At 43.9% G+C, this 4,208-nt stretch carries 4 protein-coding genes; 1 reads left to right on the forward strand and 3 read right to left on the reverse strand.

Annotation, left to right across the window (positions count from 1 at the left end):
• The first annotated feature begins 672 nt into the window (after positions 1-672).
• Positions 673-1,596 carry an IS5-like element ISSpu11 family transposase gene (locus L1266_RS21880; protein ID WP_063530059.1) on the forward strand — a complete coding sequence of 308 codons (924 nt, stop codon included), beginning with the start codon at positions 673-675 and terminating at the stop codon, positions 1,594-1,596.
• A 3-nt stretch (positions 1,597-1,599) separates the two neighbouring features.
• On the opposite strand, the gene L1266_RS21885 is transcribed toward L1266_RS21880, so the two are convergent.
• From L1266_RS21885 to L1266_RS21895, 3 genes are all read right to left on the reverse strand, one after another.
• Positions 1,600-1,842, reverse strand: coding sequence for a helix-turn-helix transcriptional regulator (locus L1266_RS21885; protein WP_063530060.1), 243 nt, complete (start codon positions 1,840-1,842; stop codon positions 1,600-1,602).
• A 216-nt stretch (positions 1,843-2,058) separates the two neighbouring features.
• Complete coding sequence (locus L1266_RS21890) at positions 2,059-3,273, reverse strand: type II toxin-antitoxin system HipA family toxin (protein WP_063530061.1); 1,215 nt, start codon at positions 3,271-3,273, stop codon at positions 2,059-2,061.
• Positions 3,266-3,586 carry a helix-turn-helix domain-containing protein gene (locus tag L1266_RS21895; protein WP_063530062.1) on the reverse strand — a complete coding sequence of 107 codons (321 nt, stop codon included), beginning with the start codon at positions 3,584-3,586 and terminating at the stop codon, positions 3,266-3,268. The genes L1266_RS21890 and L1266_RS21895 overlap by 8 nt, the downstream gene beginning before the upstream one ends.
• Positions 3,587-4,208 lie beyond the last annotated feature (622 nt).

A 4,208-nucleotide genomic window follows, 5' to 3' on the forward strand; every position in this document is an offset into this window, starting at 1 on the left:
AACGAGGGCTTGATTATAGTGAGACCAGTTTGTGATTTTGCTCATTGTTGTTGCACGGGCTAGTAGGATATAGATGATCTGATCACAGGCTGGCAAGATAGTTCAAACTTTTAGGAAACAACGCCCTGCTAACATTCCAAGCAGTAGAAAAACTAGTAATATTGGCACACCTACACGCTTAGTTATTACACTCGCAATAATGCAAAGAAAGGCCAAAAAAGCAGAACCTAAAATGTATTGATAAACGACTTCTATAGCCATAATCCCATTACCAAATTTGTACTTCCCCCGATTAGGGTTTCATGGCTACCATCTATTCTATTCAACTTTTTGTATGAGCCAAATCAAGGGGGAGTATTTAAGAATACCAAACTAAAATTATTAAGTTTGAGAAAGCATTACAAGCAAATAAGATAACATATTCGATTAATTTATACTATCCACGGGCGCCATCGCATATCTATGTATAGTTCAGTATATTGAGGTTAATAACCTAGAGTTAGCTATTTTACCCTCAATAAAAGGCTTACAATTTAAGCATGAAATTAGGCCTCTCACATAGCTATTTGATATCTACTCGCTATACCGTAGAGGCTTTGTTTCCTAAATCAGTTGAACTAAAACCATAGCTGGTGATCTGATCGACATAGCCCATCAACTCGCCCATCAATCGTGTCAAAACCTCGATATAAAACAATCAACTGGAAGCAATACAATCAAGCCCTGATCAATCGTGGCTCACTTACCTTCTGGATTGATGAGGACGCTATCGCCCAGTGGAAAGCTAAGGCCGAGCAACCAAGGAAAGGTCGACCACGCGTATTTAGCGACTTAGCCATTACCACCGCGCTGATGGTTAAACGTGTTTTCTCGATGCCACTACGAGCGTTACAAGGCTTTATCAACTCGGTGTTTAAACTGGCTGATATTCCGCTTTCGTGCCCACATTACACTTGCATCAGCAAACGCGCTAAAACCGTCAAGATTGCTTTTAAAACCAAGACGCGTGGCACCATTGAGCACTTGGCTATCGACTCGACAGGCTTGAAGGTTTATGGCGAAGGTGAGTGGAAAGTGAAGAAACATGGCACAGATGGCAAGCGCCGCGTGTGGCGTAAGCTGCATATCGCTGTCGATACCCATAGCCATGAAATTATTGCAGCGGAACTGAGTTTATCCGGTGTCACTGACGCTAAAGTTATGCCGAATTTGCTCAAGCAAATCCATCGCAAAATCCGCAATATCTCAGGTGATGGTGCTTACGACACAAGAGCCTGTCACGATGCCGTTCGTAGAAAACGGGCTTTAGTACTCATTCCACCGAGGGAAGGCGCTGCGCTCTGGGAACAAGGTCATCCGCGTAACTTAGCGGTCAGTTGGCAACAGCTTCATGGTTCAAATAAACAGTGGAAAAAACGGTATGGTTATCATCGGCGGTCAATCTCAGAAACAGCAATGTACAGAGTGAAGCAACTACTTGGTGGCAGATTGAGCCTGCGAAATTATAACGGTCAGGTAGGAGAAACTTACGCGATGATAAAGGCGTTGAACAAACTCACTGGGCTAGGCATGCCTGAAACTTACCGTGTAGTTTAATATTCAAACGATTATGAGGAGCTTTGCTCGCTGAATCGATTTAGGAAACAAAGCCCCTTGGCGCTTGTCTCTTTGCACATAACCTTCAATGTGCCACAGCTTGTTTCGTGTATTTCGGTTGATACGAGGTTGCGGCAAGCTACCATCTTTTATTCTTCGCCAGAGCGTCGTATAGCTAATGTGGTAACGAGCCATCACTTCGTAAGATGTTAGAAAAGGGGTTACCTGGTGCGCTACTGCTGTCATCTGTATTCTCCTGAAAATCAATGTAAAGCTATCATCGCCTGGTTCATCACTTGTTGATGGTCAGAAAGATGCATGATTTGTTCAGAAGATCAGCCTTATCATGACACCGGTATCATTGTGCAGTTTACCAAATTTCCAGTTTACGGCGAAAAGTGCCGTAAAATCGCATTAAGTTAAACCATCTTTATCAATATGCACGCTCTAGCTACTAGGAATTCAGCGTAGCGGTATACTTCGTAAATGCATTTCAATGGCTTCAATGACTGACTTAGTAAGGGGTAAATGCGCTTTTTCTTTCGCCCATACCTCATGGAAGCCTGCTACGGTTTGTTTGGCTGTATCTAACACCAATTTTTCTGGCAACATGGCTTTAGCCGCTAAGTGTGATAGCTCATCCAGCGTGAAATCGCTGAATCTCTTGCTACGGCTCACCTTCAGCGATGCACTATCATCGGGGATATAAGGAATGGTTGAAACAAAGTCATAAGCAGGCGCAATCGATGCGGTGCGCTTATCTTTGTAGATCACAGACCAATTCTTCAAATGCATATCCGCATTGCCAATTAAGGTATTGAACACCAGTCGGCGAGTAAATTCAGCAATGTCTTCGTCTTGCCCTTCAATACCGATAACCTGAGCAATATTTCGCATACTGGCTTTTTTGTACTTATCTTGAGGATAAACGCCAAACACTTGCGCAAAGTCCTCAATGTGAACAGCTTGACCATCTGCACGGTCAAAACGCTTGATCACAAAAGCGCTATCACCAAATTTGCCAATGCCATTTGGGATATTAGTAATCCGATTAATAGGGAGTAGCTGCGTTTCTGGCACGTCCATTCCCAACATTCGAGCCAGTTCCATCATTGAATATTCATTTTCTGGCACAGCGTCAAATCGAGATGACGGCAACTTCACAATCCAAGAGCCACCTTTACCAGTTGCTGGAATGGTCAAGCCGCCGTTAGCCTGTTGCACGGCTGAAAACTTCAACTGCACACCCGCCAATGAGAAGCGCATCGGCGCTTCAATTTTCGTTTCATCGTCAATGCCTTGATGCACATTAGGTGGCAGCGCTTCACCACCCGCCGGTTCAACCGTGATCGCGCCAGCTAAATCCTGCCCTAGCACCCACAATAGAAAAAACTCCCGTGCTGGGTTCACACCAGCACGCTCAGCCAGGTAATTACGCATGGTTTCTTCTGGTAAAAGGTTGGAGAAAAACGGGGTTAACTTAGTTTGGGTAGGTTTGAAGCTAGTCAGCAGGCCACCGAGCGAATCTTTAAAGCCAAGCCCTAACACAGGCCGCGATTCGTCATTAATGTACGAATCCATAAAGGCAAAAAGTGTTCTGTCATTACCCACGTTGGTGATCGTTGCGATCGGTTCACCATAGAGCAACACGTTGAGCGTAGAGACATGGTTAGTCATCGTCGTCTTCCTCTAACTGATACGCGGGCGACATTGGCTCACCCTCATCGCTGATGCCGTTAATACCTTGGCCACTTCGAATGATCGACTTGATGGCAGGTACAGACTTTTTAGGCGCAACCAATAGCTCTAGGTCTAGTACACGGGCAAGTGCAATCAAACTGGATATTCTTAAATCAACACTGCCAGACTCGATTTTCGAAATATGGCTTTGAGGCACACCCGAACGAGTACTTAACTCTCTCTGGCTAAACCCCTTTCGTACCCGAGCTTCTCGAAGACTTTCTAGTATCTGCTCTGTTACATAGCTCATTTCGATACGCCTTAATGCATCACTTAAGAATAATTATATACAGAAACATATCACAGTAACTCAAACAACACAAATTCGATTAGCTATTACATATCAAAATCCATTATCTGATACATAATTACATATAAGTAGAAGGAGATTTTTGTCATCGACAAAAGAGCGATACTCTCGCTGATAATCGCGAACTGACGCATCAAACTCCCTAAGTACTTTTGTCGCTCAGCCCTTATACAGCAAGGGCTACAGAAGAACTCGCGTCAAATCGCCAGAAGATAAGTGCAACAAAGAGGAAGTTTGTACACAGTTACAGGAAATTTTGTACACACAAGTCGAAAAACAAGTGCAAAATGATGGTGTAAACAGCAACTAAATTTGAAGGTAAGTCTGATATCTCAATTAGAAATAACCGTATTGGTTCGCTTCAACGTCGTCAGCAACATCATGCACTTGGAGAGCTTAGATAGCGTTCGGCTAAGTAATAGCAATGTTATGTAAGCGCGAATTCAACCCCGAAGTGCACCACTCGCTAAATTAGGCCGCATTGCGTAATTCGTTAAACACAACGACAGGCTGTTTGTAACCTAGGCACTTTCTAGGTCTGGCGTTTAGCGCACGTTCTATA

Origin of the sequence: Pseudoalteromonas sp. Cn5-37 (assembly GCF_021532495.1) — a bacterium.
Taxonomy (GTDB): Bacteria; Pseudomonadota; Gammaproteobacteria; order Enterobacterales; family Alteromonadaceae; genus Pseudoalteromonas; species Pseudoalteromonas simplex.